At 72.4% G+C, this 4072-nt stretch carries 3 protein-coding genes and 1 pseudogene; 3 read left to right on the forward strand and 1 reads right to left on the reverse strand.

Translation table 11 applies throughout. The features are described from left to right. Positions 1-648: MFS transporter (locus tag ACWCO3_RS32305; protein WP_450013695.1), on the reverse strand; the 648-nt coding region annotated here is incomplete at its 3' end. A gap of 1 nt (position 649) precedes the next feature. Between ACWCO3_RS32305 and ACWCO3_RS32310 the strand changes: the two are divergent. The 3 genes and pseudogenes from ACWCO3_RS32310 to ACWCO3_RS32320 all read left to right on the forward strand — a co-directional run. Further along, positions 650-1380, forward strand: a pseudogene (locus tag ACWCO3_RS32310) (GlxA family transcriptional regulator); the annotation flags it as partial. A 279-nt stretch (positions 1381-1659) separates the two neighbouring features. Continuing rightward, complete coding sequence (locus tag ACWCO3_RS32315) at positions 1660-2643, forward strand: AAA family ATPase (protein ID WP_145783693.1); 984 nt, start codon at positions 1660-1662, stop codon at positions 2641-2643. Between the two features lie 143 nt (positions 2644-2786). Further along, positions 2787-4055 (forward strand): cytochrome P450, encoded by a 1269-nt coding sequence (locus ACWCO3_RS32320; RefSeq protein ID WP_358163616.1) that lies wholly within the window; start codon positions 2787-2789, stop codon positions 4053-4055. Positions 4056-4072: the final 17 nt, after the last annotated feature.

Genomic DNA, 4072 nt, shown 5'->3' on the forward strand with positions numbered 1-4072 from the left:
GGCGGGCAGACCGAGATCCGCCGGGTGCTCGCGCAGGAACCACACCACCAGGGGTACGACCGCGAGCGCTGCTCCGGCCACGACGAGCGCCGCCGTCCGCCAGCCGTGGTCGCGTACCAGGATGGCGATCAGTGGCAGGAACACCAACTGCCCGGCGGCCCCGCCTGCGGTCAGCACCCCGGTGACCAGGCCCCTGCGGTGGACGAACCAGCGCCCGGTGATGGTGGCCACGAAGGCCAGTGCCATCGAGCCGGTGCCCAGCCCGACCAGCACCCCCCAGCAGAGCAGGAGCTGCCAGCTCGCGTTCATGAAGACGGTCAGCCCGCTGCCGGCAGCGACCAGCAGCAACGCCACCGAGACCACCCGGCGGATGCCGAACCGGTCCATCAGGGCGGCGGCGAACGGTGCGGTCAGCCCGTAGAGCAGCAGGTTGACCGAGACGGCCGCGGAGATCGTGGCCAGTGGCCACCCGAACTCCTCGTGCAGGGGGTGCAGCAGCACCGAGGGTGTGGCACGGAAGCCGGCCGCGCCGACCAGCGCCACGAAGGCGACGGCGGCGACCAGCCAGGCGGGATGCAGACGGCGGTTCTTGGTCACCGGACCAGTCTGTGCGGGGTTCACCGGAGCGACGAGTGGCCGGAAAGCCATCATGCGCAATAATCGGGCCATGACCGTTAGCCCGCACCGGATCGCCGTACTCGCCCTGGACCAGGTCGTCGGCCTGGACCTCGGCACCCCGTCGCAGGTCTTCAGCACCGCCCGGTCCGCCGACCAGACGCACTTCTACGACGTGCGGGTGTGCACTCCGGGTGGGCGACCGGTCCGCAGCACCGCCGGCTTCCAGGTGGTCCCCGACCATGGTCTGGAGCTGCTCGACACCGCCGACACGGTGATCGTCCCGGGCATCCACGCCGGCAACGCGTTGACCATGGGCACCCTCGAGCCGGAGGTGGCCGAGGCGCTGCGCGCGGCGCACGAGCGCGGGGTCCGGATCATGTCGATCTGCACGGGAGCGTTCGTGCTGGCCGCCGCCGGGCTGCTCGACGGTCGACGGGCGACCACCCACTGGGCGTACGCCGAGCAGTTCCGCCGCCTGCACCCCCGGGTGGACCTCGACCCGGGTGTGCTCTTCATCGCCGACGGCCCGGTGCTCACCTCGGCCGGGGTCGCCGCCGGGATCGACCTCTGCCTGCACGTCATCCGCCTCGACCACGGCAGCGAGGTGGCCAACCGGGCGGCCCGCCGCTGCGTGATGCCTCCGTGGCGGGACGGCGGCCAGGCGCAGTACATCGAACGGCCGGTGCCGAAGGTCACCGACACAGCACCGCGAGCGTCCGGGAGTGGGCGCGGCAACGACTGCACGACCCGGTCCGTCTCCAGGTCGATCCGCTGAGCCTGTTCTGAGGAGTTTCGGCTGGTGCCGGCGGCGGCGGACCCCGCCGGTCGGGAGTGGCCTCGCACACTGCGTCCGGCAGAGGGGTGGCGCCGGAGTGGTAGCATCGCCCGTCATGCCGAGGCGTACGGCGGCTCCCGGTCGCGACGGAGCGTCAGACGCGCTCAGTCGGGGCCGCAGCGGGCTGTCGCGACGATGGCGGGAACGCGTCGGTCGGACGCGGTGTCGATGATGTCAATGAGCCGGTGATCAGGGGTGGACAAGTCGTGACCGTTGGACAATCGATCGTCTTCAACGGCGACCTCGGCAGCGGCAAGAGCACCGTGTCGGTCGAGATCGCCAAGCGGCTCGGGATGCGCCGGGTCAGCGTGGGGGACCTCTACCGGGAGATGGCGCAGCAGCGGCAGATGACCGCTCTGCAGCTCAATCTGCACGCCGAGCTCGACCAGGCCGTCGACGGCTACGTCGACCAGCTCCAGCGGGACATCGCCGCCTCCGGTGAGCGCCTCGTCATGGACTCCCGGTTGGCCTGGCACTTCTTCACCGACGCGCTCAAGGTGCACATGATCACCGAGCCGGGTGAGGCGGCCCGTCGGGTGCTCGCCCGGCCCTCCGGTCCGGCGGAGAGCTACGCCTCGATGGAGGAGGCCAAGGCCAAGCTCCGGGAGCGCAGTGCCAGCGAGCGCAGCCGGTTCATCATCCGGTACGGCGTGGACAAGGCCCGACTGCGCAACTACGACCTGATCTGCGACACCACCCGGGCGACCGCCTCCGAGGTGATCGAGCACATCATCGCCGCGTACGAGGGGACGCTCGGCGCTGAGGTGCTGCGGGACGCGCCACCGCTGCTGCTGCTCGACCCGGCCCGCGTCTACCCGACCGAGGACATCGCCACCCTGCGGGGTCTGTGGGACACCGACTTCGTCGGCGACGTGGCCGAGGCCGGCGACGAGGCCCTCGAACCGTTGAAGATCGGGTTCACCGGCGAGTACTTCTTCGTCGTCGACGGTCACCGCCGGCTCAGCGCCGCCCTGCAGAACGGGTTCTCCCTCGTCCCGGCCCAGCTGGTCGCCGAGGTCGACGAGCCGGTCGTGGGTGGGATGACGGCGATCGACTACTTCGCCGCCCAGGTCCGCCCCGGCCTGATCTACGACTGGGAGGCGGCCCACAAGATCCAGCTTCCGCTGCCCGAGCCCGCGTTGCTCCGTGGTGACGCGGTCCTCGCCGGGGACCCGAGCGCCAGCGCCTGAGCCTCGGCGGCCGGTGTCAGACCCGCCGGTGCCCGAGCCGCCGCTGTCTGGGCGCTCGGCGTCGACTGCGCGGCCTTGAGGGCTGCTGGATGACGGCCGCACCGGGATGATGGAACCTCCGACGCATCGACGGGGGGCCGGCCATGGAGGCTGCCGAAGCGCTGACACTGCTCATGTCGCCGCAGGGGCGGGTCGACCCGTACCCGACGTACGAGCGGCTGCGCGCCCACGGGCCCGTGGTGCAGGCGTTGCCGGGCCTGTACGTGGTGACCGGTTACCCGGAGGTCGACGAGCTGTTGCGCGACCCCCGGCTCGGGGTGCTCGACGACGCGCTCCGGGACCAGGTCTGGCCGAACTGGCGGCAGAGCCCGGCGGTGTCGTCGATCGCCCGGTCCATGCTGCGGACCAACCCGCCTGACCACAGCCGGATGCGTCGGCTGGCCGCAGGGGCGTTCAGTCCTCGCCGGATCGCCGGCATGCGCGACGTGGTGCGGGCGCAGGCCGAGGAGTTGCTCGACCTGCTGGTCGACCGCGCCGCGGGCGGCGCTCCGGTCGACATGCTGGCCGACTTCGCGTACCCGCTGCCGGTCGGGGTGATCTGCGCGCTGCTCGGCGTACCCGCGGCTGACCGGCCGCTGTTCCGCCGCTGGGCTGGTGACCTGACCGGGGTGCTGGAGCCGGAGATAACTCCCGAGGAGTTGACGGTCGCCGACGCGGGCGCCTCCGAGCTGCGCGACTACTTCGTCGAGCTGATCGTCGCCCGGCGGCGGGCACCGGCCGACGACCTGACCACCGCGCTGGTCCAGGTGCACGACGACGACGGCGACCGCCTCACCGGCGACGAACTGCTGGCCAACCTGGTGGTGCTGCTGGTGGCCGGCTTCGAGACCACGACCAACCTGCTCGGCAACGGTCTCGTCGTGCTGCTGCGTCACCCGGCTGCCGCCGCCGAACTGCGCGCCGATCCCGCGCTCGCCCCGGCGTACGTCGAGGAGCTGCTGCGCTACGACTCGCCGGTGCAGTTGACCACCCGGACCAGCACGGCGCCGGTGCGCTGCGGCGGGCTCGACCTTCCGGCGGGCAGCGCGGCGTTGCTGCTGCTCGGCGCGGCGAACCGCGACCCGCGCCGGTTTGCCGACCCGCAGCGTTTCGACCCGATGCGGGACCAGGGGCACCCGCTGTCCTTCGGCGCCGGCCCGCACTACTGCCTCGGTGCCGGCCTGGCCCGGCTGGAGGCGCAGCTGGCGTTCCCGATGCTGCTGCGCCGCCTCCCCGAACTGGCGCTGGTCGAGCCGCCTCGGCACCGGACCCGGCTGACCCTGCGAGGCTACGAGAGCCTGCTGGTGTCGCTGGGCACGCCGGCCGTCGCCGACGGAGGTGCGTCGGCCGGCGCGCGGCGGGGCGCTCCGTAGGCTGCCGCCGTCCGGGC

This window comes from Micromonospora sp. NPDC002411 (assembly GCF_053592955.1).